This window comes from Vibrio sp. 1580, assembly GCF_033340055.1.
In genome coordinates this window covers 1-657 of the sequence record NZ_JAWOVT010000350.1, presented here as the reverse complement: position 1 = coordinate 657, position 657 = coordinate 1, and the positions used below count along the sequence as shown (strand labels likewise).

General features: G+C 43.7%; 1 pseudogene. It reads left to right on the top strand.

Annotated features, from left to right (window positions below):
- Positions 1-43: 43 nt before the first annotated feature.
- Positions 44-657: pseudogene (locus R7093_RS25950) on the top strand (IS3 family transposase); the annotation flags it as partial.

Sequence of the window (657 nt, the reverse complement as noted above, 5' to 3'; positions counted from 1 at the left end):
TGGACACTGAGTTAAGTGAGTACAATCACTAACGAGGTGAATCATGACAAACAAGAAGAAACGTATTATCCATTCTCCTGAATTTAAAGCCGAAACTCTGAAGCTAGCAGAGAAAGTGGGAGTCGCTGCGGCAGCAAGACAGCTCTCCTTACATGAATCTCAGATCTACGCTTGGCGCAAGACTGTAAAGAAAAACACTACAACCAGTCAGCGAGAACAAGAGCTAGCTGCTGAAGTAGCCAAACTCAAAAGACAGTTGGCAGAACAAGCAGAAGAGCTAGATATCGTAAAAAAGGCCGCCACCTACTTCGCGAAAAATCTAAAATAGATTGCTATGAATTTATGCTCGAACACCTGCTGTACTTCAGTGTTGTCCGTATGGCTAAGGTGTTCAGGGTTTCTCTAAGTGGGTTTTATTATTGGATTAAGCATCGTCACAAGGCCATCCAGCGCGAGACAATTCGTCAAGAGCTTGATACAAAGGTCAAAGATGCTTTTGACAACAGTAAAGGTCGAGATGGTTCAAGATGTATCCAGAAAGAACTCGCTGAGAACGGTAATAGCCATAATGTGAAAACCATTGCAGCCAGCATGAAGCGTCAGGATTTAACGCCGAAAGCGGCACGCAAGTTTAAGTGTACAACGGACAGCAAACAT